This is a genomic window from Nocardia heshunensis, from assembly GCF_054782115.1.
On the sequence record NZ_BAAGTC010000003.1, the window covers coordinates 477,456 to 500,534 of the forward strand.

Annotated in this window: 29 protein-coding genes; 15 read left to right on the top strand and 14 right to left on the bottom strand. The window is 67.7% G+C overall.

Annotated features, from left to right (window positions below; all coding sequences use genetic code 11):
• Positions 1–37: 37 nt before the first annotated feature.
• The 5 genes from mptB to ACYVN4_RS08985 all read left to right on the top strand — a co-directional run bounded on the left by mptB (position 38) and on the right by ACYVN4_RS08985 (position 5,176).
• Positions 38–1,720 carry a polyprenol phosphomannose-dependent alpha 1,6 mannosyltransferase MptB gene (mptB, locus tag ACYVN4_RS08965; RefSeq protein WP_460719158.1) on the top strand — a complete coding sequence of 561 codons (1,683 nt, stop codon included), beginning with the start codon at positions 38–40 and terminating at the stop codon, positions 1,718–1,720.
• Positions 1,717–2,649 (top strand): ABC transporter ATP-binding protein, encoded by a 933-nt coding sequence (locus ACYVN4_RS08970; protein ID WP_460719160.1) that lies wholly within the window; start codon positions 1,717–1,719, stop codon positions 2,647–2,649. Before mptB ends, ACYVN4_RS08970 begins: the two co-directional genes overlap by 4 nt.
• Positions 2,646–3,428, top strand: a complete 783-nt coding sequence (locus ACYVN4_RS08975) for an ABC transporter permease (protein ID WP_379363240.1) — start codon at positions 2,646–2,648, stop codon at positions 3,426–3,428. Before ACYVN4_RS08970 ends, ACYVN4_RS08975 begins: the two co-directional genes overlap by 4 nt.
• 90 nt (positions 3,429–3,518) lie before the next feature.
• Complete coding sequence (locus ACYVN4_RS08980; protein WP_460719163.1) at positions 3,519–4,499, top strand: COX15/CtaA family protein; 981 nt, start codon at positions 3,519–3,521, stop codon at positions 4,497–4,499.
• Between the two features lie 26 nt (positions 4,500–4,525).
• The gene (locus tag ACYVN4_RS08985) at positions 4,526–5,176 is read left to right on the top strand and encodes a class I SAM-dependent methyltransferase (protein ID WP_460719165.1); all 651 of its coding nucleotides are present in this window, start codon (positions 4,526–4,528) and stop codon (positions 5,174–5,176) included.
• On the opposite strand, the gene ACYVN4_RS08990 is transcribed toward ACYVN4_RS08985, so the two are convergent.
• Complete coding sequence (locus tag ACYVN4_RS08990; RefSeq protein ID WP_460719167.1) at positions 5,164–5,571, bottom strand: hypothetical protein; 408 nt, start codon at positions 5,569–5,571, stop codon at positions 5,164–5,166. The genes ACYVN4_RS08985 and ACYVN4_RS08990 overlap by 13 nt on opposite strands.
• Before the next feature lie 3 nt (positions 5,572–5,574).
• Positions 5,575–6,132 carry a TetR/AcrR family transcriptional regulator gene (locus ACYVN4_RS08995; RefSeq protein WP_460719169.1) on the bottom strand — a complete coding sequence of 186 codons (558 nt, stop codon included), beginning with the start codon at positions 6,130–6,132 and terminating at the stop codon, positions 5,575–5,577.
• 116 nt (positions 6,133–6,248) lie between these two features.
• Between ACYVN4_RS08995 and ACYVN4_RS09000 the strand changes: the two genes are divergently transcribed.
• The 4 genes from ACYVN4_RS09000 to ACYVN4_RS09015 all read left to right on the top strand — a co-directional run bounded on the left by ACYVN4_RS09000 (position 6,249) and on the right by ACYVN4_RS09015 (position 9,602).
• On the top strand, positions 6,249–7,067 hold the full coding sequence (locus tag ACYVN4_RS09000) for an alpha/beta fold hydrolase (RefSeq protein WP_460719171.1): 819 nt from the start codon (positions 6,249–6,251) through the stop codon (positions 7,065–7,067).
• Between the two features lie 22 nt (positions 7,068–7,089).
• The gene (locus tag ACYVN4_RS09005) at positions 7,090–7,809 is read left to right on the top strand and encodes a DUF1152 domain-containing protein (RefSeq protein WP_460719173.1); all 720 of its coding nucleotides are present in this window, start codon (positions 7,090–7,092) and stop codon (positions 7,807–7,809) included.
• Between the two features lie 256 nt (positions 7,810–8,065).
• Positions 8,066–9,133 (top strand): hypothetical protein, encoded by a 1,068-nt coding sequence (locus tag ACYVN4_RS09010; RefSeq protein ID WP_460719175.1) that lies wholly within the window; start codon positions 8,066–8,068, stop codon positions 9,131–9,133.
• 82 nt (positions 9,134–9,215) lie between these two features.
• The gene (locus ACYVN4_RS09015) at positions 9,216–9,602 is read left to right on the top strand and encodes a hypothetical protein (protein ID WP_460719177.1); all 387 of its coding nucleotides are present in this window, start codon (positions 9,216–9,218) and stop codon (positions 9,600–9,602) included.
• Positions 9,603–9,620: 18 nt separating this feature from the next.
• On the opposite strand, the gene ACYVN4_RS09020 is transcribed toward ACYVN4_RS09015, so the two are convergent.
• Entirely contained in the window at positions 9,621–10,493 is an 873-nt protein-coding gene (locus ACYVN4_RS09020; protein ID WP_460719179.1) for a class I SAM-dependent methyltransferase, read from the bottom strand.
• A gap of 10 nt (positions 10,494–10,503) precedes the next feature.
• Positions 10,504–11,022, bottom strand: coding sequence for a cupin domain-containing protein (locus tag ACYVN4_RS09025; protein WP_460719181.1), 519 nt, complete (start codon positions 11,020–11,022; stop codon positions 10,504–10,506).
• A 170-nt stretch (positions 11,023–11,192) separates the two neighbouring features.
• Here ACYVN4_RS09025 and ACYVN4_RS09030 point away from each other — a divergent pair, with 170 nt between their 5' ends.
• On the top strand, positions 11,193–12,125 hold the full coding sequence (locus ACYVN4_RS09030; RefSeq protein ID WP_460719183.1) for a sigma-70 family RNA polymerase sigma factor: 933 nt from the start codon (positions 11,193–11,195) through the stop codon (positions 12,123–12,125).
• A 93-nt stretch (positions 12,126–12,218) separates the two neighbouring features.
• On the opposite strand, the gene ACYVN4_RS09035 is transcribed toward ACYVN4_RS09030, so the two are convergent.
• Both ACYVN4_RS09035 and ACYVN4_RS09040 read right to left on the bottom strand, forming a co-directional pair.
• Positions 12,219–12,362, bottom strand: coding sequence for a hypothetical protein (locus ACYVN4_RS09035; protein ID WP_460719185.1), 144 nt, complete (start codon positions 12,360–12,362; stop codon positions 12,219–12,221).
• A 33-nt stretch (positions 12,363–12,395) separates the two neighbouring features.
• Positions 12,396–13,220 carry a class I SAM-dependent methyltransferase gene (locus tag ACYVN4_RS09040; RefSeq protein ID WP_460719187.1) on the bottom strand — a complete coding sequence of 275 codons (825 nt, stop codon included), beginning with the start codon at positions 13,218–13,220 and terminating at the stop codon, positions 12,396–12,398.
• 71 nt (positions 13,221–13,291) lie between these two features.
• Here ACYVN4_RS09040 and ACYVN4_RS09045 point away from each other — a divergent pair, with 71 nt between their 5' ends.
• Together ACYVN4_RS09045 and ACYVN4_RS09050 are read left to right on the top strand one after the other, a co-directional pair.
• The gene (locus ACYVN4_RS09045) at positions 13,292–13,882 is read left to right on the top strand and encodes a TetR/AcrR family transcriptional regulator (RefSeq protein WP_460719189.1); all 591 of its coding nucleotides are present in this window, start codon (positions 13,292–13,294) and stop codon (positions 13,880–13,882) included.
• A gap of 156 nt (positions 13,883–14,038) precedes the next feature.
• Entirely contained in the window at positions 14,039–14,407 is a 369-nt protein-coding gene (locus tag ACYVN4_RS09050) for a limonene-1,2-epoxide hydrolase family protein (protein ID WP_460720531.1), read from the top strand.
• A gap of 36 nt (positions 14,408–14,443) precedes the next feature.
• Here ACYVN4_RS09050 and ACYVN4_RS09055 read toward each other — a convergent pair whose 3' ends face one another.
• Complete coding sequence (locus ACYVN4_RS09055) at positions 14,444–15,235, bottom strand: aldo/keto reductase (protein WP_460719191.1); 792 nt, start codon at positions 15,233–15,235, stop codon at positions 14,444–14,446.
• Positions 15,236–15,287: 52 nt separating this feature from the next.
• Between ACYVN4_RS09055 and ACYVN4_RS09060 the strand changes: the two genes are divergently transcribed.
• A complete protein-coding gene (locus ACYVN4_RS09060) occupies positions 15,288–15,929 on the top strand; it encodes a TetR/AcrR family transcriptional regulator (RefSeq protein ID WP_460719193.1) in 642 nt (213 codons plus the stop codon).
• Here ACYVN4_RS09060 and nagB read toward each other — a convergent pair.
• Genes nagB through ACYVN4_RS09085 form a run of 5 tightly spaced genes read right to left on the bottom strand, consistent with a single transcriptional unit; the run spans position 15,926 to position 20,999 of the window.
• Entirely contained in the window at positions 15,926–16,708 is a 783-nt protein-coding gene (gene nagB, locus ACYVN4_RS09065; protein ID WP_460719195.1) for a glucosamine-6-phosphate deaminase, read from the bottom strand. The two genes, ACYVN4_RS09060 and nagB, sit on opposite strands and share 4 nt — an antisense overlap.
• Positions 16,696–17,862 (bottom strand): N-acetylglucosamine-6-phosphate deacetylase, encoded by a 1,167-nt coding sequence (locus tag ACYVN4_RS09070; protein WP_460719197.1) that lies wholly within the window; start codon positions 17,860–17,862, stop codon positions 16,696–16,698. The genes nagB and ACYVN4_RS09070 overlap by 13 nt, the downstream gene beginning before the upstream one ends.
• Complete coding sequence (gene ptsP, locus ACYVN4_RS09075) at positions 17,859–19,556, bottom strand: phosphoenolpyruvate--protein phosphotransferase (RefSeq protein ID WP_460719199.1); 1,698 nt, start codon at positions 19,554–19,556, stop codon at positions 17,859–17,861. The genes ACYVN4_RS09070 and ptsP overlap by 4 nt, the downstream gene beginning before the upstream one ends.
• The gene (locus ACYVN4_RS09080; RefSeq protein ID WP_379363271.1) at positions 19,504–19,767 is read right to left on the bottom strand and encodes an HPr family phosphocarrier protein; all 264 of its coding nucleotides are present in this window, start codon (positions 19,765–19,767) and stop codon (positions 19,504–19,506) included. The genes ptsP and ACYVN4_RS09080 overlap by 53 nt, the downstream gene beginning before the upstream one ends.
• Positions 19,764–20,999, bottom strand: coding sequence for a PTS transporter subunit EIIC (locus tag ACYVN4_RS09085; RefSeq protein ID WP_460719202.1), 1,236 nt, complete (start codon positions 20,997–20,999; stop codon positions 19,764–19,766). Before ACYVN4_RS09085 ends, ACYVN4_RS09080 begins: the two co-directional genes overlap by 4 nt.
• Before the next feature lie 123 nt (positions 21,000–21,122).
• Here ACYVN4_RS09085 and ACYVN4_RS09090 point away from each other — a divergent pair, with 123 nt between their 5' ends.
• Complete coding sequence (locus ACYVN4_RS09090; protein ID WP_460719204.1) at positions 21,123–21,353, top strand: glucose PTS transporter subunit EIIB; 231 nt, start codon at positions 21,123–21,125, stop codon at positions 21,351–21,353.
• Between the two features lie 5 nt (positions 21,354–21,358).
• Positions 21,359–21,808 carry a PTS sugar transporter subunit IIA gene (locus tag ACYVN4_RS09095; protein ID WP_460719206.1) on the top strand — a complete coding sequence of 150 codons (450 nt, stop codon included), beginning with the start codon at positions 21,359–21,361 and terminating at the stop codon, positions 21,806–21,808.
• Positions 21,809–21,876: 68 nt separating this feature from the next.
• Here ACYVN4_RS09095 and ACYVN4_RS09100 read toward each other — a convergent pair whose 3' ends face one another.
• Positions 21,877–22,575, bottom strand: a complete 699-nt coding sequence (locus tag ACYVN4_RS09100; RefSeq protein WP_460719208.1) for a GntR family transcriptional regulator — start codon at positions 22,573–22,575, stop codon at positions 21,877–21,879.
• Positions 22,576–22,622: 47 nt separating this feature from the next.
• Entirely contained in the window at positions 22,623–22,973 is a 351-nt protein-coding gene (locus tag ACYVN4_RS09105) for a hypothetical protein (protein WP_460719210.1), read from the bottom strand.
• Positions 22,974–23,079 lie beyond the last annotated feature (106 nt).

Consider the following 23,079-nt stretch of genomic DNA (forward strand, 5'->3'; position numbering starts at 1 on the left):
GCGTCGCGGCCCCGCCCCCGGACTAGGCTTCGCAGCTGTGGCGGTAGTGGAAGGCGCACGGCGCAGAGTCATCGAAATAGGACGCCGGGCCCTGGGCCTGGACGTCCCCACCGCCGATCACACCGTCGCCGTGCTGCACAGCACCGATCACGACGTGCCGGGACTGGACCGGCGAGAAACCCTGCAGCTGATGCGAATCCGGCTGCTGGGCGCGACCGGGGCCGTCATCATGGCGATTTCGGCGCTGGGCGTGGGCGCGCAACCGGTGCACCAGAATCCGACCTCCGGACTGCGGGTGCTCGGATTCTTCGCGCGCGCGGGCACTTCGACGCTGGCCATGTGCATGATCGGGACCGTGCTGGTGGTGATGGCCTGGTTGCTGCTGGGCCGCTTCGCCATCGGCGGCTGGGGCGGCAATCCTCGCCACCGGCTGACCCGCTCGCAGATGGATCGCACGCTGCTGCTGTGGATCATTCCGCTCAGCGTCGCGCCGCCCATGTTCAGCAATGACGTGTATTCGTATCTGGCGCAGAGCGAGATCTCCGCGCGCGGGCTGGACCCGTACAAGGTCGGGCCGGTCGAGGGGCTCGGGCTCGACAATGTGCTGACCAACAATGTGCCCAATATCTGGCGGCAGACCCCCGCGCCCTACGGGCCGCTGTTCCTGTGGATGGGCCGCGGGATCTCCTCGGTGGCGGGCGACAACATCATTGCCGGGGTGTGGCTGCACCGGCTGCTCGCGCTGGCAGGCGTGGCACTGATCGTGTGGGCGCTGCCGCGGTTGTCGCGGCGCTGCGGGGTCGCGCCGGTGAGTGCGCTGTGGCTGGGGGCGGCCAATCCGCTGGTGCTGTTCCACCTGGTCGGCGGCGTGCACAATGACGCGATCATGCTCGGGCTGATGGTGGCGGGCGTCGAATTCTGTATGCGGGCGCTCGACGACATCCATCCGTTCGATCGAAAAGCGTGGGCGCTGCTGGTATTCGGCGCGGTGGTGATCACGTTGTCGTCGTCGATCAAGATCATTTCGCTGGTCTCGCTGGGATTCGTCGGCATGGCCCTGGCCAGAAAGCTGGGCGGACGATTACGAGACGTCCTGATAGCGGGGGCGGTCCTCGTCGGCATAGCCGTGATCGTCACCTTGCTCATCAGCGGTGCCAGCGGGCTCGGATTCGGATGGATGAACACGCTCGGCGCGGCCACCTCGGTCCGCAGCTACCTGTCGCTGCCCACCGCGATCGGGATCATCACCGGATTCGGCGGCGTGCTGCTCGGCTTGGGCGATCACACCACCGCACTACTGGACATCACCCGGCCGATCGCGGAGCTGGTGGCGGCGTTCATCACCGTGCGCATGCTCATCGCCACCTGGACCGGACGCTTGAATCCGATCGGCGCGCTGGGGGTTTCACTCGGCGCGATCGTGCTGTTCTTCCCGGTGGTGCAGCCGTGGTACCTGCTGTGGGCGATCGTGCCGCTGGCCGCCTGGGCCAACCGACCGGCCTTCCGGGTTCCCGCGGTGGTGCTGTCCGTAGTGGTGAGCATGATCGTCATGCCGCGCGGCGCGGACTTCTACGTCTTCCAGATCGTCGAATCCGCCATCGCCACCGTGATCGTCGGCCTCACGCTCATCTTCCTGACCCGAAATGTGCTGCCGTGGCGCAATCAGCCGGGGGTGTCGGCTCCGTCACAGCGACCCACGCCCTACGGTGTCTCATCGTGACCGCAGCCTCCGGACCCGCCGTACGCGTCGACGGCGTCGTGAAACGCTACGGCGAGACCACCGCGGTCGACGGCATCAGCTTCGATATCGAACGCGCGCAGGTGCTGGCGCTGCTCGGGCCCAACGGCGCGGGCAAGACCACCACCACCGAGATGTGCGAGGGTTTCGTGACCCCCGACGCCGGCAGCGTGCGGGTGCTGGGCCTGGACCCGATCGCCGACTCCGACCAGCTGCGGCCGCGCATCGGCGTGATGCTGCAGGGCGGCGGCGCGTACCCCGGTTCCAAGGCCGGGGAGATGCTCGATCTCGTCGCCTCCTACTCCGCCAACCCGCTGGATCCGGCCTGGCTGCTGGACACGCTCGGGCTGAAAGATGCTCGGCGCACGCCCTATCGGCGGCTGTCGGGCGGGCAGCAGCAGCGACTAGCACTGGCCTGCGCACTCGTCGGCCGCCCCGAGATCGTGTTCCTCGACGAGCCGACCGCCGGATTGGACGCGCAGGCACGGCATCTGGTGTGGGAGCTCATCGACGCGCTGCGCCGGGACGGGGTCAGCGTGCTGCTCACCACCCACATGATGGACGAGGCCGAACAGCTCGCCGACCAGCTCGTCATCATCGATCACGGGCGGGTCGTCGCACAGGGCACGCCCGCCGAGGTCACCTCGCATGGAGCCGAGGGGCGACTGGCGTTCACCGCGCCACCCAAACTCGACCTGACGCTGCTGGAAGCCGCACTGCCGGAAGGGTTCACGCCGCGCGAGACCGCGCCCGGCTCCTACCTACTGCAGGGCGACATCACCCCGCAGGTGCTGGCCACCATGACCGCCTGGTGCGCGCGAATCGACGTGCTGCCCACCGACATTCGCATCGACCAGCGCCGGCTGGAAGACGTGTTCCTGGAACTGACCGGACGGGAGTTGCGCGGGTGACCGAGACCGTGAACCGATTCGCGGCGGGCACCTTCTCCCCCGCACCGCAGCCGACCACGCGAGCGAAGATGCTGGCGGCACAGACCCGCATGGAACTGATCCTGTTGCTGCGCAACGGGGAACAGCTGCTGCTGACCATGTTCATTCCGATCACGCTGCTGATCGGGTTGACGCTGCTGCCGATGAGCGGCCTCGGCGAGCACCGGGTGAACCGGGTGGTGCCCGCGGTGATGATGGTGGCGATCATGTCCACCGCGTTCACCGGGCAGGCCATCGCCGTCGGGTTCGACCGGCGCTACGGGGCGTTGAAACGACTGGGGGCCACACCCCTGCCGCGCTGGGGCATTGTCGCGGGCAAGTGCTCGGCGGTGTTGATCGTGGTAGTGCTGCAGTCGATTCTGCTGGGGGCCATCGGGTTCGCGCTCGGCTGGCGACCGTCACTGAGCGGGCTGCTGCTGGGCGCGGTGGTGATCGCGCTGGGCACGGCCACGTTCGCGGCATTGGGTCTGCTGCTGGGCGGGACGCTCAAGGCCGAGGTGGTGCTGGCGCTGGCCAACATCCTCTGGTTCGTGATGCTCGGGACCGCGAGCCTGGTGTTCATGTCCGATGATCTGCCGCACGCGGTGAGCCTGATCGCGCGGATCATTCCGTCCGGGGCGCTGTCGGAATGCCTGGAGCAGGCGATGCGCACCAGCGTCGACTGGTACGGGCTGGCGGTGCTGGCCGGATGGGGCGGACTGGCCGGATGGCTGGCCACGCGCTTCTTCAAGTTCGACTGACCTCGAAAGTTCGAGCGGCCCACGTGTTTAACGACACGTTGTAGTAGGGCGGGTGACGGGGCGAAATGCGTCCCCGCTACCATCTTCTGCGTGCTGAATCGCGCCTTCCAGCGACTTGCCGATCTGTTCCCGATGCCGTCATTGCGGGTGCAGCGTCTCATCGCCTTCGTGGTCGTCCTGACCCAGGCCGGAATCTCGGTGACCGGTGCGGTCGTCCGCGTCACCGCCTCGGGTCTGGGCTGCCCCACCTGGCCGAAGTGCTTCCCGGGCAGCTACACGCCGACCACCGTCGCCGAAGTGCCCGTGCTGCACCAGGTCGTCGAATTCAGCAACCGCATGCTGACTTTCGTGGTCGTGATCGTCGCGGCGGCGATCGTGCTCGCGGTGACCCGGGCGCGGCGGCGACGCGAAGTCCTCGTCTACGCCTGGCTCATGCCCGGCGGCACCGTGTTGCAGGCCGTGATCGGCGGCATCACCGTGCGCACCGGACTGCTGTGGTGGACGGTCGCGGTGCACCTGCTGGCCTCCATGCTGATGGTGTGGCTCGCGACGCTGCTGTGGGCCAAGGTCGGCGAACCCGACGACGGCATCGACACCGTGCAGGCGCCCAAGCCGCTGCGACTGCTGACCATCCTGAGCGGAGCCGCGCTCACCGCGACCCTCATCGCGGGCACCCTGGTCACCGGCGCGGGACCGCACGCGGGTGACAAGAGCATCGAGAAGCCGGTGGCACGCCTGCAGATCGAGGTCGTCACCCTGGTGCATCTGCATGCCGAACTGCTCGTCGCCTACCTCGCGCTGCTGGTCGGATTGGCCTGCGGGCTGGCGGCGGTCGGCATGAACAAGTCCATCCGGACCCGGCTGATCCTGGTCATCGCCCTGGTCTGCGCGCAGGCAATGATCGGCATCGTGCAGTACTTCACCCATGTGCCCGCCGCACTGGTCGCCTTCCACGTCGGTGGCGCAGCCGCGTGCGTCGCCGCGACCGCGGCGCTCTGGGCCGCGATGCGCACCCGGGAGACCCTGCCCGCCAACGCGACTCCGACCGCCGACAAGAAGATCCTCGCCTGACACCAGATCCGGGCAGGATGGACGGTGTGACCGAGCTGATCGACGACGCACACCTGGAACAGACTGCGGTAGTGGCGAATACCGCCATGAACCGGGACCGGCGGCTGGCCGGGTATCGGCGTGAACTCGGCTTCGATCCGGTGGCGTGGCTGCTGGCCCGGCCGGGACCGCAGCGCTGGCTCGATATCGGATGTGGCAGTGCCCGAGCGCTTTCCGATGCGGCCGGTCCACTGGCTGGTCATGCCACGATCATCGGACTGGATCTGGTCGGCTACTTCGGTGTCCCGGCTCGCGACGGGCTCGACCTGGTCACCGGGTCGGTGCTGGCGTGGCAGCCGACCGAACCCGTGGATCTGATCACCAGCGTGCACGCCGTGCACTATGTCGGCGACAAACTCGGTGCGCTGAGCCGCATGGCCTCGTGGCTCACCGTCGACGGGCACCTCGCGACCAACTTCGAGGCGACCTCGGTGCGCGGCCCCGATGACGTGCCCCTGGGCCGTGTCTTCACGACCGCGCTGCGCGACAACGGATTCCAGTACAACGCTCGGACTCGGCGTCTGACCCGCGACGGTCACGCCGAGATCGATTGGAACTACCGCTATGTCGGCGCGAATCCCCATTCGGGTCCCAATTACACGGGTCAGGACGCGGTCACCTCGCATTACATCCGGTGAGCGTCGTTCCGCGGCCACCTGCGAATGATCTTCCGCCACACTGCGATCAGGCCCAACAGCATCGCCGTACCGACAAGCACCCCGATAATGCCGTTGGTGCGGGCCGTGTCGTGCATCTGGTCCCGGCTCTGCAAAGGTCGACCCGAGGGAGTGGCGTGTGCGACGCCCGCGGTCATGCCGCCCGGCCAATAGGTTTGCACTACGTGCGTGCCGCGCCGCCCTCGAGGTGACACCTCGCAGCCGTCGAGTTCCTTCATCACGACGCCGCCGCAGGTGACCGGCTGGGTCAGATCGCGGGTTCCATTGACCAGCAGGGTGACCGCGATTCCCGCCATCACCACGGCCACCACGAGCAGGAGGGCCAACGCGCCGCGCCGCGAGCGAGCCGGACTCATCGCCTATCCCCCTTCGCGCCCGAGGAACTGCCACAGGGCATCTCGCACCGACTGCTGAGCCTCCCCGGCATGCAGTTCCAGCAGTGCAGCCTCGGCGACCAGACCCACCCACAGCCGGGCGGCGTCCGCGGGATGGGTCCAGCCGAGGACCGTGAAGTCGGGCTCGATGAGGGTGGCGTTGTAGGTGTTGCGGGTGACCACCTCGTCGGTGATCAGCGGGTCGGCGCGGGCTTCCAACAGCAGCGCCTTGACGCCGCGGTCGCGCAGGCAGGCGTCGAGGTAGGCGATGGACGCGGTGCGCAGGCGGTCACGGCCGGGCGGTAGGCCCGCGATGGCGGATTCGATGTCGTGTTGCAGGCGGTCGTGGAATTCGCGGTGCAGGGCCAGCAGGTAGTTGGCGCGGTTGCCGAAATGGTGGAAGAAGGTGCCCTTCGAGACGCCGAGTTCGGCCACCAGGACATTGACGCTGACGCCGGCCAGGCCGAGTCGTTCGGCCAGGTGCAGGCCGCTGTCGACGAGGGCCGCGCGGGTGCGTGCGGCGGAATCCTCCCGCAGATTCATCGGATTCGAACCCCTTGCGTGCGTTTCGGACCGGTCGTATCGTCAAAGTATATGACCGACCGACTGGTCAGTGAATGACCGGCCGGTCAACTCGATCCGATTCCAGGAGATCGCGGATGCATACCGTGAGCACTACAGCCGGGCAATTGGCCTACGAGGACACCGGGACCGGCCCGGCCATCGTCGCGCTGCACGCGAACCTGCACGACCATCACGACTTCGATCCGATCGTCCCGGCACTGGCCGCCGAGCATCGCGTCATCGCAGTGGATTGGCCGGGACACGGTGCATCCGAACCGAATCCGGGCGTCACCGCCGTCGGCCTGGCCGATACGCTCCTCGAACTCGTCACCGCGCTCGATTTGGATCGCGCTGTCTTCCTGGGCAATTCGGTCGGCGGATACGCCGCGGCCCGGCTGGCGATCGATCACCCCGATCGCGTCGCCGGGCTGGTGCTGGTGAACACCGGCGGCTTCGTCCGCCAATCCCCATTGACCCGCGCCTACTGCAACCTCTACGGCTCGGCCGCGGTGGCCCGCTACCTCATCCCTCGTAGCGTGCGCAGTTACATGAAGCCGGTCTCCCCCGCCGACGACGCCGTCATCGACCGCGCAACGCGAGTGGCCGCGACCGCCGCGGGCCGCGCCACCTACCGGTCTCTGTGGCACAGCTTCAACGACCCCGGTTACGACCTCACCACCCGCGCCGCATCCATTACCGCACCGACGCTCATCGTGTGGGGCGGCCGCGATCCGGTCCTCCCGCTGCGCTACGGCAAGCTGGCCCACCGCCTGATCCCCCATTCACAACTGCACGTCCTGCCCACCGGCCACCTCCCGTTCTCCTCCGCTCCGACGGAATTCCTCGACCTCGTCCAGCCCTTCATCAGCTCGGCCTTCGCCCCGCACACGGGAGATGACGCCACCCTCCGCTGACGAGGTCCTGAATACTGGTGGGATGGGTGGGGATTCGCTGTTCGAGACGCCGGTGCTGCGTCAGCTTCGAGAGTGTGAGCGGGTGCTGGTGGTCGGGGCAGGGGGTGGATTCGATGTGTTGAGCGGGTTGCCGATCGTGATGGCTCTGCTGGAGCGGGGCACGTCGGTGTTCCTGGGGAATCTCACCTTCACGGCGGTGACTCGGACGTCGGCGCAGCAGGTCGGGCCCGGGGTGTTCGCCGTCGACGCCGAGAGCGAAGGGCCCACCTATTTTCCGGAGAAGCATCTCGCGGTGTGGATGCGGGACAAAGGGTTTGCCGATCGCGTGTTCCTGATTCGCAAGGGCGGGACCGCGGCGGTGCGGAATGCCTACGCGTGGCTGGCACACGAGTTACAAATCGATGGGCTGGTGCTCGTCGACGGCGGGACCGATCTGCTCATGACCGGCGACGAGGCGGGCCTGGGGACGCCGGTCGAGGACGTGACCAGTCTGCTCGCCGCGCACGCCCTCGACCTGCCGGTCAAGCTCCCTCGCCCGCACCCGCGACAAGGGATCCGAACTGTTCATCAACCCCCTCATGTCGATGGTCTGGGCCTTCGACCTCGACGCGGTCGCACAGCGGGTGCAATACCGCGACGACATCGCCCATGCTGCAACACCATTCGAGGTCGCCGCGGCGATCGAGGCGTTCCGCGACCGCATACCGCTGCGACCGCGACGGACCATTCCGGTCTGACGTAGGGGCGGCCGCGACGGAAAAGCGGTGGTCACACCGTGACCCGGCTGATCTGATGTGCTCGTGGAACAGATGTGGGCGGAACCGGATTCGCTACTCGGGTTGATGCAGCGCGGGCGGGGCGCGTGCTACGACCAGGCTTTGGCGCACCGTGATCAGGCGCGAGAGTTCGTGGTGGACTGCATCGTCGACGATCCACGCTGGGATCACCAGGTCGAGCACCGGAGTTGGCTGTACGCGACTCTCGTTGCGGAATTGGGCGTGGATCTGGAGCGGTTACGGGCGGCATATGCCGGGCCTGCGGACCCGACGGGCGACTCGGATGCCTGGCTGGCCGTCGGCGTACTCGAGGACCTCGCCCGGTCCGGGGTCGAGGGCAGTGTCAGCGAATTGCGGCACTATCTGCGGACGGGACGCGACACCTGCCTGGCAATGAATGCGCTGCTTCCGTTCCACGATCGTCCCGAGGCGGAAGGCCTGCTCGACGAGGTGCTCGCGGTGGCCGATGACGAGGACCTTCGCTGGGCGATCCACGACTGCGCGGCCATGCCCTGGCCGAAATGGCGATCCGAGAGCGCACGAATCGAGAGAGTGCTGGTGGCCGAGGAGCGGCGCCGACGGGCGCCCGAACAGCAGCCGACCACACGGGCGGCGCGGATGGCAGCAGACCCTGAACGGATTCTCGATGCTGCGGTCGACGCCGCACTCATCCAGCCGGTCACCGCCACCGACGTGTCCGAGACACAATGGGAGGCAACACTATTAGCGATCGCGCCAAGCCTCCTGGAGGAGGCCACCACGCCGCTGCGCGTGCGAATCGCAGTCCGCAGGCACTTGCAACAACTGCGATCACCACGTGCACTGGCGTGGGCCAGGGCGAATGCGGGGATGGAGACGGATTTCGCCTATCGGGCCATGTCTCTGCTATGCGAGATCGGGGATGGCAGCGATGCCGCGCGGCTGTCGGACTACCTCGCGGCGACCCGGACCGCGTCCGATGACGACATCTACGCTCAATGCACGCTGGTCAGCGGGCTGACGCGGCTGGCGTGCGCACCGGCGGTGCCGATGTTCGAAGCACTGTTCGACACCACGGTGTACTCGTATCTCCGAGAGCGGTGCGCGCTCGGATTGAGCATCCTGGCAACGGATTTCGCATCCGAGAGAGCACTGGAGTGTCTCACCGACGCCGAGTCCGGGATACGGGCGATTGCGATCGCCAACGTCGATCTCTCGAATCCGCGGGCGCGGGACGGGCTGGCTCGGATTGCCGGGGATGCGATGGAGGACGAGGACAACCGGCGAGCTGCCGCTGTAAGGAAAATTTAAGAAACCCGCTGGTGAGGCTGCCTACCTTCAGTACATCGAAGCACCGATCCGGGCAACCGGATTCAACTGGAGGTTGTCTCTCATGTCGAATATCACCAACGTCAAGCGCACCACCGTCGCGAAGATCGGCGTCCCGCTCGCCGCCGCCACGGTGGGTCTGTCGGCCGTCGTGTTGGCGGCCGCACCCGCCCAGGCTCAGGCTCCTGCCGGTGCCTGCCTCGTGGTGCAGAACCACGCGGGCCGGACCACCAATGTCAGCATGAACTACCCGGCCGGCTACAACGGCGAATGGACCATCTACCCCGGTGATCTGAGCGTGCTGCTCTACAACGGTGTCGCGATCAAGTCCCCGACCGGTGACTTCAACATCCAGAAGGACTCCGACCTGCAGGCCGTGTGGAACTACGAGGGCAACCGCGATCACGACAAGGGCTGCAACGGCTCCTGGGTCGTCACCCTCAACGCCTGAGCTCGGCCATGACGATGATCAGTGTCGGTCGGCCACCAGCAGCCGACCGGTGCTGAGGAACGATTCCCGCTTCCCCGCGACACCGGAGTCGAGGGCCACGCCGATCATGTCGCGGTCGCCGGTCACGGTGAACCCGCGTGCGGTCAGGACGGCGGCCATGGTGTCGGGAGTCCAGCTCGAACGCTGCGGTTCGCGTGCCATCGGATTGGTCCGCCCGGTCAGTGACAGCAGTAGCTCCATGACGCGACGTCCGTAGTGGTACAGGCGATTCGGCGTCGGGTAGGTGGTGATCAACCGGCTCCCGGGGGCGCTGCGTTTCGCCACCTCCGTGACCGTCTCCCCCACCTCGGCAGGCGTCAGGTAGGGCACGACGCCCTCCCAGATCCAGGTGGTGGGCCGCGATTCGTCGTGACCCGCCGCGGTGAGCGCGGCACCGAGCGAGTCCGTGCCGAAGTCGACGGGCACGAATCGCACGGCGGCCAACGCTTTCCGCTCGCCCAGACGTTCCCGCTTCTCGGCCTGTGAGGCCGGATGATCCACCTCGAACACGGCGGTATCCGCCAGTTCGGGCATGCGCCAGGCACGGGCATCGAGGCCCGCGCCCAGAATCACCAGTTGCGGATTTCCCGCCTCCCGTACGGCATCGTCGATGGCGACGGTGCGGGCCGCGAGCACTTCCGAAGTGGCGGTGAGCAATTCGTACTCGATGCGGGCGCCGACCGGCTTGGGCACCAGCCCGCCTCGCACCCGCTCGACAATCTCACGCTCTGCGTCGAGCAGCAGTTCGACAGCGATCGGATCGGCGAAGCGCCCGACACCCAATCGCCCGTCCGCCACCGCCCGCCCCTGACAGACCAGGATTGCCGTCCGACTCGCCGCACGCTCGGTCACCCGGCCATTATCAACGCTGTGGCGCGCTCCCGCCCGCCGCGCCGATCCGCGCCTCCCGCCAGCGCGGGCTGTCGACGAAGTGATTGTCGAATCGTTCCTGGGTGCGCAGGATTTCCATCGGATCACCCTCGCCGCGGCGTAGGCGTTCACCCATGCGGAAGTACTCGAAGCGTTCGATGCCGGGGGTGAACACGATCAGCACCTCGGCCGATGCGTCGGCCGGCGCCGCCCAGGCATGCACCATTCCGGCTGGGACCAGCAGGAAGTCGCCGCCGTGCAAGGTGTGGATGTCCTCGCCCGCCAGGACGGTCAAGGTCCCGTCGAGCAGATAGAAGAGTTCGGCGGAGGTGGTGTGGAAATGTGGTGGCGGCCCGTCGGTTCCGGCGGGCAGGCTCGCGCGGTTGGCGCTGAGCTTTCCACCGGTCATATCGTGGTCGGCGTAGAGGTGCACGCCCAGGCCGGGCAGGTATTCGGCCTCATCGTGGCGAATGAACAGGGCGCGATCCGGGTCGAACGGCGTGGTGGTCATGGCTGGGCTCCTTGCTCCGGGGACTCTCCCCGGCCCGACACCACAGAGGCATGAGGACGGCGAACGGTGACATCTGCGCGAAATTCGGTGACGTGGAACACGATCCGGGCCGACATGTCACAGTTTCGGCAGCGGAGGGCTCTGCGGTGGTGAGAGAGGGGAGACAGATCATGACCACATCACCATCAACCTCGGAAAAGGCGACCGCCACAGCCGCCCCGTCCGCGGAGATCACGGCACGCTTTCTGGATTACCGTGAGCTGCTGTTCGCGGTCGGTTACAACATGCTCGGCACCGTTGCCGACACCGAGGACGTCTTGCAGGAGGCGTGGCTCGCGTGGGCGGCCCGCCATCGCGATCCCCACGCACCGCCGGTGGACAATGCGCGGGCGTACTTGGTTCGTGTGGTGGCCAATCAGGCGCTCGCGCGGCGAACCGAGATCGGGCGGCGCCGCGAAACCTATCTCGGCCCTTGGCTTCCCGAACCGCTCGTCCTCGCCGCCGAGGACGCCGCCGCGCTGGTGGAGCGCAAGGAATCACTGTCGATGGCCGTGCTGGTGGTGCTCGAGACGCTCTCACCGCTGGAGCGGGCGGTCTTCGTGCTGCACGATGTCTTCGGCTTCGGGCACCCCGAGATCGCGGCCATGCTCGACCGCTCCCCGGCCGCCGTCCGCCAACTCGCCTCCCGGGCGCGCAAACATCTCGAGACACGTCGTCCCCGCCAGGGCGACAAGAACTTTCGAGCGGGCGTGAGCGAACGGCTGGCCGAGGCCACCATGCGCGGCGATCTCACCACGATGCTGGAGATACTCGCCCCCGATGTCACCCTGTGGACCGACAGTGGTGGACTCGGCCCGGCACAGAGTTCCGCGCCCGTGCACGGCCGTGAGCAGGTGGCCGCGGTGTTCATGGCGGTGGCCGCCGAGCTGCCGGACGGCGACCTAGCCATCCGCTACCGCTGGGTGGCCGAGGACCCGTGCGTGCTGGTGTTCTCCGACAACAGTCCGATCGCCGCCGTAGTCGTCGACCTCGATGCCGCGGGCAGCCGGATCCAGACGATCTATTCGATCACCAACCCGCACAAGCTGTCCCGGATCAGCTGAGACTGTCGCGGCTCAGCCAAGGTGTCGCGGCCCAGTCCAGGACTCCCAGGGTCAGCCGAGGCGTGCCGGGTCAGGCGACTGCGCGGGTGGCAGTTACGCGACGGTGGCGTAGGCGATGATGAACTCGCCGCCGAGAGCGCCGATCGCCGCGCCGACCGCATCCGAGACCGCCGCGGCTCCGCCAAGGCTTTCGGGTCCGACAGGAGTCTCGGGTCCGCCGAGGAGTCTCGGCTCCACCAAGGAATCTGCGGTCAGCCCGGGAGTCCGGGGTCAGGCTGGGGTGCTGGTGGCGGTCACCACCACGGTGGCGTACGCGACGGTGAACTTGCCGCCGAGGGCGTCGATGGCTGCGCCGACCGCGTGCGAGACTGCGGCGAGCGTGTCCGGATCGACCTGGGTGAGCGCGCCGTGGGTGGGGATCTGGTCGAGCCATTCGTCGCGGGAATAGGTGCGCTGCCAATCGAACTGCCACCGTTCGGGGTGTTCGAATCCGCCGCTGTCGCGGATGCCGCGCTCCGCATTGGCGAGGATGGTCTCGTACAACTCGAGCGCCGGACGGTCCGCGATCAGCGACGCGGGTGAGTCGGGCAGCCACCGGCGGTAGGCGTCGGCGAAGGAGGCGACCACTTCCGAGGGCATCTGGGGCACATGCCAGAACGCGGCCAACCGGCCACCCGGCCGCAGCACGCGCGCCGCCTGCGCGGCACCCGCGACGGGATCGACCCAGTGCCAGGCGGTTCCCGAGATCACCCCGTCGAAGCCGCGCCCGGCGGGATCCCAGGTTTCGAAGGTGCCGGTCTCGACCTCGATACCCGTGGCGCGGGCGAATTCGGCCATCCGGGCGTCCGGTTCGACGCCGAGCACCGTGGCACCGGCGTCACGGAACTGCCGGGCCTCGATACCGGTCCCGCAGCCGACGTCGAGGAGCGTCCGGCCGGGTGTGGCCGAGAGGATCCGCTCGATCATGGCGGCGGGATAGGGCGGGCGGGTGTGGTCGTAGCGGGCGGCGTCGACACCGAACGATTCGGCGGTTTCCCGGTATTGATGTGGGCTCTGATCGGCAGGTTCGGGCCGCGAAGACGGTAGAGTGACCATGCGCCCACTTTAAGTGGGCATGCGCCCACTCCGCAATCGGTTTCGGGCTCGATCGATGCGAAGGAGTGCCGGTGCCCACCGGGGTCGCTATACGGGACGTGCGCGAACAGCTCTTCGATGCCGCCGAACGAATTCTGTTGCGGGATGGGCCCAGCGGGCTCACCAGCCGGTCGGTCACGACCGAGGCGGGGTGCGCGAAGGGCGTGCTGCATCGGCATTTCACCGACTTCGACGGGTTCCTGGCCGAACTGGTCGAGGACCGGATCGTGCGGGTCGAACGGCTGTGCACGGCGCTGCGCGAGCGAGCCGGGTCGGGCACGGTGGCCGGGAATCTCACCGAGGCGCTGATCGGAGTATTCGAGACCGTGGCGGTGGCCATCGTCAGCCTGGTCACGTTCCGAGACGAGCTGCGGGCCCGGCTGCGACAGACCCGCCCGGTCGGGATTCCGATCCTCGGCGAGGCGACCACCATGATCACGGACTATCTGGCCGCCGAGGTCGAGGCGGGGCGCGTCGTGGCCACCGTCGACATCACCATCCTGGCGCCCACCCTGATCGGCTCGGCGCACCTGCTGTTCGCCGATCGGACCTCGCCACGCCCCGAGACCGAGGCGGTGTACGCCATGGTGACCACGGTGCTGGGCGGCACGCTGACGGCGTGACGACGAGGACCGAAGGAATGGCCTGGCGAGACCCTCACCGGTGAAAATCTCACGGCGAGACCGGCCTTGACACCTACTGACTCGGACAGTTCGCTCGGCAGGGCATATCCATCACAGGAAAGGTCTCCCACCGCAGTGAGTATCGACCACACCACCCTGTCCCCCGCCGAGGTCGTGTCCGCCCTGTGCGCCGAATGGCGCACCGGCACACCGGAATCCATTGCCGAGTTCTTCACCGACGACGCCGTCTACCACAACATCCCGATGGAGCCGTTCGTCGGCAAGCCCGCGATCCTGGAGTTCCTGCGCGGCTTCATCGGCACCTTCGGCGGCATCGACTTCACCGTGCACCACCAGGCCGTCACGGGGAACGTGGTGCTCAACGAGCGCACCGACCGATTCACCCTGGGCGACAAGCACATCGAACTGCCGGTGACCGGGGTATTCGAAGTCCGCGACGGCCTGATCTCGGCCTGGCGCGACTACTTCGACATGGCCCCGTTCACGGCACTGCAACAGGGCTGAGCGCGATCGCGGCGGCCGCGGCCCGAGCGATCACGCTCACGCGCCCGCCGCGATGTTCTCCTCGAGGTGCGCGACGCTGCTGGTGCCCGCGATGACGACGATGACCGGGGAGCGATCGAGCAGCCATGCGAGGCGGGCTTGATCTACCGTCAGGCCATTCGGGGTCGGCGGGGCGTCAGTCGCGCCGTAGCCGCGCGGGCCCCAGGGCAGATATGGAATGCCGTGCTCGATGCAGAATTCCAGTGTGGGCGTGTCCTTCTGATTGCCGTAGCTGAACAGGTTCGACACGCTGGCGATGGGTCCGCGCGCGTGTGCGCGGCGGACCTGCTCGAGCGTGACGTTGGACAGTCCGACGTGTTGGATCCGGCCTTCGTCCTGCATGGCGAGCATGGTGTCGAAGGCGCTGTCGAAGCTCACGCCGTCGCAGGTGTCCTCTTCGCTCATCCACCGCAGGTGCGTGAGCGGAATGGTGCCCAGGCCGAGCACGGTCCGGTCGCGGTCGTTGCCCGCCCGCAGTTGCTCGGGGCTGTAGTCCGGTTGGGGTAGCGGGCCGTTATAGGTCGTGCGCGCACCGGCTTTGGTCGCCAGCACCAGGTCGGCCGGGTAGGGCCGCAGGGCTTCGGCGATGAACCGGTTGACGACATCGTTGCCGTAATACCAGGCGGTGTCGATCACGCGGATACCGAGTTCGATCGACCTGCGCAGCACCGCCGCAGCGGCCTCGGGGTCGGTCGACATTCGCAATTGCATGGCTCCGAATCCCATGCGTGGCACTGTCTTTCCCGCGAGGGAGATCATCCCCGCGTCTGTCGCATCAACTGTCGTCATGCTCAGCCCGCCTTCGGCGATTATTCAATTCGATACAGCTACACTGTATCAAATGACGAGCGGGCAACAACCACGCCGGACGTACAACTCGGAGCGCCGCCGCGAATCGGCGCTCCGCACCCGCGCATCGGTCCTGCTCGCCTGCCGAGAGCTGCTGTTCCGCGACGGCTTCCACACCATGACCATCCGCGGCGTCGCCGAGGGCGCGGGGGTGTCGGCCGAAACGGTGTACAAGACATTCGGCAGCAAGACGAGCATGGTCAAGGCCCTGTGGGACGTGACGCTGGCCGGGGACGACGAACCGGTACCGATGGCGGATCGCCCGCAGACGCAACAGATCCGATCCACGACGGATCCCCGCGAGAAGCTGCGGCTCTACGCCGCCTTGGTCCGCGGGATCCATGAAAGAGTCGCGCAGCTGTGGACCGTGCTCACCCAGGCCGGGTCGGAGATCGCCGAGGTGCTCGAAACCGCTGAGCGGGAACGGTTCACCGCGGTCACCGCGTTCGTCGCACACCTGGGTAAGGCCGACGTTCTGGTTCGGGGCGCGGATCCGGAAACCATGACGGATGCGCTCTGGGCCCTGACCGGGCCACAACTCTACACCCAGCTCACCATCGGCCGGAGCTGGTCGCCCCGGCGCTACGAGGAGTGGCTCGCGGCCACTCTCATCGCCACACTGCTGAAACCCTAGAAGCTCTGCCAGGCCGGCTTGTTCTCCACCGCGAAGCGGTAGTAGTCCACCGCCTTCAGGTTCGCCGCCGCGTCGGGGTCGACGATGACCGTGACGTGCGGGTGCATCTGGAGGATGGACGCCGGGCAGAAGGCGGAGACCGGGCCCTCTACCGCAGCGGCGACGGCCTCGGCTTTGCCCGCGCCGGTGGCGATCATGAGCAGATGGTCGGCGTCGCTGATGGTTCCGAGGCCCTGGGTGAGGACATGGGTGGGGACCTGGGACAGGTCGTCCTCGAAGAAGCGGGCGTTGTCCTCGCGGGTCTTCGGGGTCAGGGTCTTGACGCGGGTGCGCGAACGCAGCGACGAACCCGGCTCGTTGAAACCGAGGTGGCCGTTGGCGCCGATACCGAGGATTTGCACCGACACCGGGCCGTTGGCGGCGATGCGCTTCTCGTAATCGGCTGCGGCGGCCTGGATGTCGGCGGCATTGCCGTCGGGGCTGTTGACGTTCGTGTCGTCGAAGTCCACGTGCGAGGTGAACTCGTCACGAATGAACTGGCGATAGGACTGCGGGTGCCCCGGCGGCAGTCCGATGTACTCGTCGAGCAGAAACGCCTGCACGCCAGCGAAACTCAGGTTTTCTTCCCGGTGCTGGCGGATCAGTTCCCCGTAGGCCCCCAGCGGCGAGGACCCCGTGGCCAGCCCGATGGCGCGGGCACCCCGGCGCACATGGTCGGCCATGATGCGTCCGGCCAGCACACCCGCCTCGGCCGCGGTATCGGTGATCACGAGTTCCATCGCACTCCATCCTTGAAGACATCCGTCGGGTTCAGATTGTGGTCGGTGACCAGCACGTCGGCGCGCATGCCGGAATGCAACGCGCCGATCTGGTCGGCCATGCCCAGCAGGCGGGCGGGCGTGGCGCAGGCGGCGGTGGCGGCCGCGGTGAGGTCGACGCCCGCATCGAAGACGGTGCGGCGCAGTACGTCCGAGGCGGTCGCGGTGCCACCGGCGATGGGGCCCTCACCGTTCGGGTCGTAGATGCGGGAAATACCGTCGGCGACCACGACATCCAGGCTACCGAGCTGGTAGCGGCCATCGGGCTGACCTGCGGCGGCCATGGCGTCGGTGATGAGGGCCAGGTTGTCGGGGCCGATGGTGTCGAAGACCATGCGCACGGTGCCGTCGGCCAGATGCACGCCGTCACCGATCACCTCGGCCACCACATCGCCGCGCCCGGCCGCGGCCATGGCGGCGGTGAGGAAGTTGGCGTCGCGGTGGGCCAGTTCGGGCATGGCGTTGAACAGATGCGTGATCGACACACGCCAACCCCGGCGCATGGCGTGCACGGACCGTTCGTAGTCGGCGACGGTGTGTCCCAGGGAGAGAATCACATTCGCGTCGGCGAGCACATCGGCGAGGGCATCGAAGTTGTCGGTTTCCGGGGCGATGGTCACCGACACGATGCGCCCGCCCGCATAGTCGACGAGACGCTCCAGCAGGGCCGGGTCGCCGGGCAGGATGCGCTCCGGGTCGTGGGCTCCGCGCCGGTGCTCGCTGATGAACGGGCCCTCGAGGTGGATACCGGCCAGCAGGCCGTCGTCGATGGCCTTGCCGAGTACGTCGATGCGTTCGCGCAGTTCGGCTTCGGTGGCCGAGACGAGGGAGGCGACCAGGGTGGTGGTGCCGCGCGCACGATGGAAGTTCGCGGCGACGGCGACACCCTCGGGATCGGTTTCGGGGAAACCGAATCCGCCGCCTCCGTGGCAGTGCACATCGATGAGGCCCGGCAGGATGATCGGTGGCCGCCCGGTCAGCGCGGGCAGTTCACCGTCGAATCCCGTTGCGGGGCCGACATAGTCCAGTCGCGGGCCGGTGAAGGAGACCACCCCGTCGGCGAGTTCGCCCGCCTCGGTGAGGGTGACGACCCGGCCGCGCAGGGTGATCGTCACTTATCTCGCCCCAATGCTTGCCGGGCGGCCCGCAGGGCATCGTCGGCTGTCCGTGCAGACAGCACCGCCGTCGCCGCGGCCCGGCACTGATCGAGCGTCACGTCGGCAAGTTGCGCGCGCACTCCGGCGATCGAGCGTGGCGCCATCGACAGCGTCTCCACGCCGAGACCGACCAGCACACAGGCGAATTCGGGGTTGGAGGCCGATTCGCCGCACACCCCCACCTTCACCTCGTGCTTGTTCGCCCCCGACACCACCATGGCGATGGCCGCCGCGAGGGCGGGCTGCCACGGATTGTGCAGTGCCGCCAGCGTGGAGGACATGCGGTCCGCACCGAACAGGTACTGCGACAGATCGTTGGTGCCGATCGAGAAGAAGTCCACCTCCGCGCCCAACTGCTCGGAACGGATTGCGGCGGCCGGGATTTCGACCATGACGCCGCGGGTGGCGAGCCCGGCGTCGGCGGCGCGGGCGGCGAAGTAGTTCGCCTCCTCGGCGGTGGCGACCATCGGGGCCATGACCTTGACCGGTGTCCCGGCCTCCTTGGCCGCGGCCTCGATCGCCGTGAGCTGGTCGAGCAGCGCCCCCTCATCGACGCTGCTCAACCGCAGGCCGCGCACTCCCAGCGCCGGATTCTCTTCCGTCGGCAGGTTCAGGAACGGCAGCGGCTTGTCGGATCCGGCGTCCAGGGTGCGGACCGTGACGGGACGGTCGCCCATGACCCGGAAGATTTCGGCGTACTGTTCCGTCTGCTCGGCCACCGTGGGCGCGGATTGCCGGTCCAGGAACAGGAATTCGGTCCGGAACAGGCCGACGCCCTCGGCCCCGAGTTCGACGGCGAGCTGTGCGTCAGTCACCGAGCCCACATTCGCCAGCAGTGGCACGGCGTGCCCGTCGGCGGTGCGGCCCGGACCGGTCGGCGCGTCGGCCTGCCGCGCCCGCAGGGCGAGCACTTCCTCGCGACGCGCGGCGGTGGGGTCGAGTTCGACCACACCGGAGGTGCCGTCGAGGACGACTTCGGTGTTCTCGGCGATCTGCACCGCGTCCGGGGCGGCCACCACGGCCGGAATCCCCAGGGCCTTGGCCAGAATCGCGGTATGCGAGGTCGGACCGCCCGCCACGGTGATCAGCCCGACGACCTTCTCCGGATCCAACGTGGCGGTATCGGCCGGTGCCAGATCGTGCGCGGCAAGCACGAAAGGCGTTGCACTGTCCGGGATTCCGGGCGGCTCCACCCCCAGCAGTTCGGCCACCACGCGCTGGCCCACGTCTTTGAGATCCGTGGCGCGCTCGGCCATCATGCCCCCGAGGGCGGCCAGTTGCGCACCGAAGTGCGCGACCGCCTCGGTGACCGCGTGCGCGGTCGGCGTCCTGCCCCGGATCTCGGTGCGCACCTGATCCAGCAGCGCCGGATCGGCGGCGAGTGCCGAGGTCATGAACAGAATGTCCGCGGCCGGACCCTTGGCGTCCAGCGCCTGGGCCGAGTAGCGGGCGGCGACCGTCTCGAAAGCGGTCTGCGCGCGAGCGATTTCGGCCTCGACGTCACTCCCGGGGGCGTCGGTGCGGCTGGTGACCGGCGCGGGCGCCAGCCACTTCACCACACCGACCGCGATCCCGGGAGCGGCGGCGACGCCACGCACCTCACGCGTCAAGATCGGTCTCCAGCATCGCGACCAGCTTCTCCAGGGCCGCATCGGCCCCGTCCTCGGCATGCAGGGTGACGGTGTCACCCTGCTTGGCGCCGAGGGTCATCACCTGCAGCAGGCTGTTGGCGGCGATCGGATCCTTGCCCTCGACCGAGATCTTCACCGGGACACCGGCTTCCCCGGCGGCCTTGGCGAACAATGCGGCGGGGCGGGCGTGCAACCCGGTCTTGGACGCAACGACGGCGGTGCGAGTGATCATGCGGCGACATTCTCCTTTTCGGTTTCCGCCTCATCGTCTTCACGACCCGGAGTCTTCAGGTTCCAGCGCTTGATGATGAAGCTGAAGGTGACGTAATACAGGGCGGCGTAGCCGAGACCGATCGGGATGAGCAGCAGCGGATGCGTCGCCTTGCCGAAGTTGAGTAGGTAGTCGATGGCGCCTGCCGAGAAGGTGAATCCGTCATGGATACCCAGCGCATTGGTCAGCGCCAGCGACGTGCCCGTGAAAATCGCGTGGATCAGCAGCAGCGGCCAAGCCACGAAGATGAACGAGAACTCCAGCGGCTCGGTGATACCGGTCAGGAACGCGGTCAGACCGGTCGACAGCATGATACCGCCGATCATCTTGCGGTTCTCCGGCTTGGCGTGCCGCCAGATGGCCAGCGCCGCGGCCGGGAGGCCGAACATCATGATCGGGAAGAAGCCGGTCATGAAGGTGCCCGCATGCGGATCACCGTGCAGGAACATGGCGATGTCGCCGTGGTAGGTCTGACCGCCGGTGGTGTAGTCGCCGAGCACGAACCAGACCACCGAGTTGATGATGTGGTGCAGGCCCAGGGGCAACAGCATCCGGTTGGCAAACCCGAAGATGCCGCCACCGACGACCGAGTTGTCGGCGACGAAATTGCCCAGCGACGTCAGTCCGGAGTTGAAGGCCGGATAGATGAACGACATGGCCACGCCGATGACGACGGCCGCGCAGGCGGTCAGGATCGGCACCAGGCGGCGACCCGAGAAGAAGCCGAGGTAGTCGGGCAACTGGGTGCGATGGAAGCGCTGCCACAGGTACGCGGCGGTCAGGCCGATCACGATGCCACCGAGGACACCGAAATTCACCAGTGCCTGAGCGCCTTTCGCGTCGACCTTGCCTGATAGCACGACCGGTGACATGGCCTTGAGGACACCGTTGAAGGCGAGATAGCCGACGACGGCCGCGAGTGCGGTCGAGCCGTCGGCCTTCTTGGCCCAGCCGATGGCGATGCCGACGGCGAAGAGTAGGGGCAGGTTGTCGATGAGTGCGCCGCCGGCGGCGGCGAGCACGTCGGCGACGGTCTTGAGTGCCGACCAGCGGCCGAGCATGTCGTCCTGTCCCAGTCGCAGCAACAGTCCGGCAGCGGGTAGCGTGGCGATCGGCAGCATCAAGCTGCGGCCGAGCTTCTGCAGTCCCGATAGATCGAGCTTCTTGCGAGAGCTCTCGACGGCATCGGCCATGGTGGTCCTCAGTCTGTGAATGGAGTCACGCGAACTGTTCAGCGTCAGTTACCGTGACTGGTTATAACCAGACATATACTGGTTATAACCAGTTTTGTCTACTCGACACGCGCGGAGGAAATCATGTCGAAAGCGAATCAGATCGTCGCGGGCCTCGGCGGCCTGGACAACATCATCGAGGTGGAAGGCTGTATCACCCGCCTGCGCTGTGAGATCAAGGACGCATCCAAGGTCGACGAGAAGGCTTTGAAGGCCGCGGGCGCGCACGGCGTTGTCAAGGCGGGTGCCGCGGTTCAGGTCGTCGTCGGGCCGACCGCCGACGCCCTGGCCGACGACATCAACGACATGCTCTGATCGCCATGGGTATTCAGATCACCGCGCCGCTGGCCGGCCGCGCCATGCCCCTGTCCGAGGTTCCGGATCCGGTCTTCTCCGCCGAGATGGTCGGGGCGGGCGTGGCCATCGAGCCCCTCGACACCGACGACGCCACCACCGTGGTCGCCCCGGTCACGGGTGACATCGTGAAGCTGCACCCGCATGCCGCGGTCATCGTCACCGCGGACGGCACCGGGGTGCTCCTGCACGTCGGCATCGACACCGTCGGCAAGCCCGACCTGTTCACCATCGTGGCCGCCGAGGGCATGCACGTCACCGAGGGCGATCCGCTGATCACCTTCTCCCCCAACGCCGTTCGGCGGCTGGGGCTGAGTGCGGCCGTGCCCGTCGTGGTCATGGACACCGCGCCGGGTTCGGCGCAGAACACGGCCACCGGGCCCGTCACCACGGGATCGGTGCTGTTCTCGATGTGACCGCTCGCACCTGAGACGAAACGAGCCGCCGCCCAATCGGGCGGCGGCTCAATCGTTTCGGGAGGTGCTCAGCTGTCGGCGGCCGAGACCGTCATGTAGACCTGGTAGCGGTCGGCCCGGTACCACGACTGCGCGTGCTCGACAGCGCGGTCCCGCGAATACGAGATCCGGTCGAAAGCCAGTAGCGGAGAACCGGTTTCGGTGCCCAGCCAACCCGCATGCCGCTCGTCGGCGGCCACCGCGCGCACGCTCTGCTCGGCACGGTCGATGGGACAGTCGTACTCCCGGGCGAACAGCGCGTAGAGCGACTGCGTCAGCTCGTGATCCAGCAGATCCGGCAGCAGGTCCTCGCGGTACCAGCCGTCGTCGATGGACATCGGCAGCCCGTCGGCCAGCCGCAGCCGAACCAGGTGGAACGCCTTCACATTCGCGGCCAGACCGAGCGCGGTCGCCGAGGGCGGAGGCGGCACGGCGTGGTCGGTGTGCAGCACCACCGTGCTGGGGGTGCGGCCCAACCGGCGCATGTCATCGGAGAACGACGCCATGTGCAGTCGGGAGCGGGCCACCCGCTCGGCCACGAAGGTGCCCTTGCCCGGGATGCGAGTGATGGTGCCCTCGGATTCGAGCTGGCCCAGCACCTCGCGCACCGTCATGCGGCTGACCCGGTAGTCGTCGCAGAGCTGCCGTTCGCTGGGCAGCATCTCGCCGGGACGCAGATTCGCGCACAGGGTGGTCAGCGCCGAACGGAGCTGCGCTTGTTTGGTCACGCGCCCTGACACGTCGATCCGGTCCTCTCCGCCCCCTGCGGCCGCGGTCACTTCTCGTTGCGCGCCTTGGGGAATCGCTTCTGCTTGGCCACCCAGCCTGCCATCTTGGCCCAGTGGCCCTTCGCGGGGGTGACCTTCGAGATGAGCTCGCGGTCCCACTCGCCGGCCTCGGTCAGGCCGTCGACGGTCTCGACGAGCGTCTTGGCGGCGTCCAGCGAACCGACGACGCGGTCACCCATGATGCCGTCGGCGCCGACCAGCGTGACACGGACGCCGATGCGACCGATGGGCTGCAGCACCGCGGTCGCGGAACCCCCGTGCTCGGCCACGAATCCCTTCACGGAATCCACGACGGACGGCGAGACTTTCTCGGATGCCGGGGCGGCAGTAGCGCTCATGGCCTGGAGTTTACCCACCGGTATTTCAGCGTCCATGAAGCGCCGCGCATCTCACATCCGATGAGGTGTCCCGCGCTCGGCGATCTGGGCTGGTGTCGCTACTAGT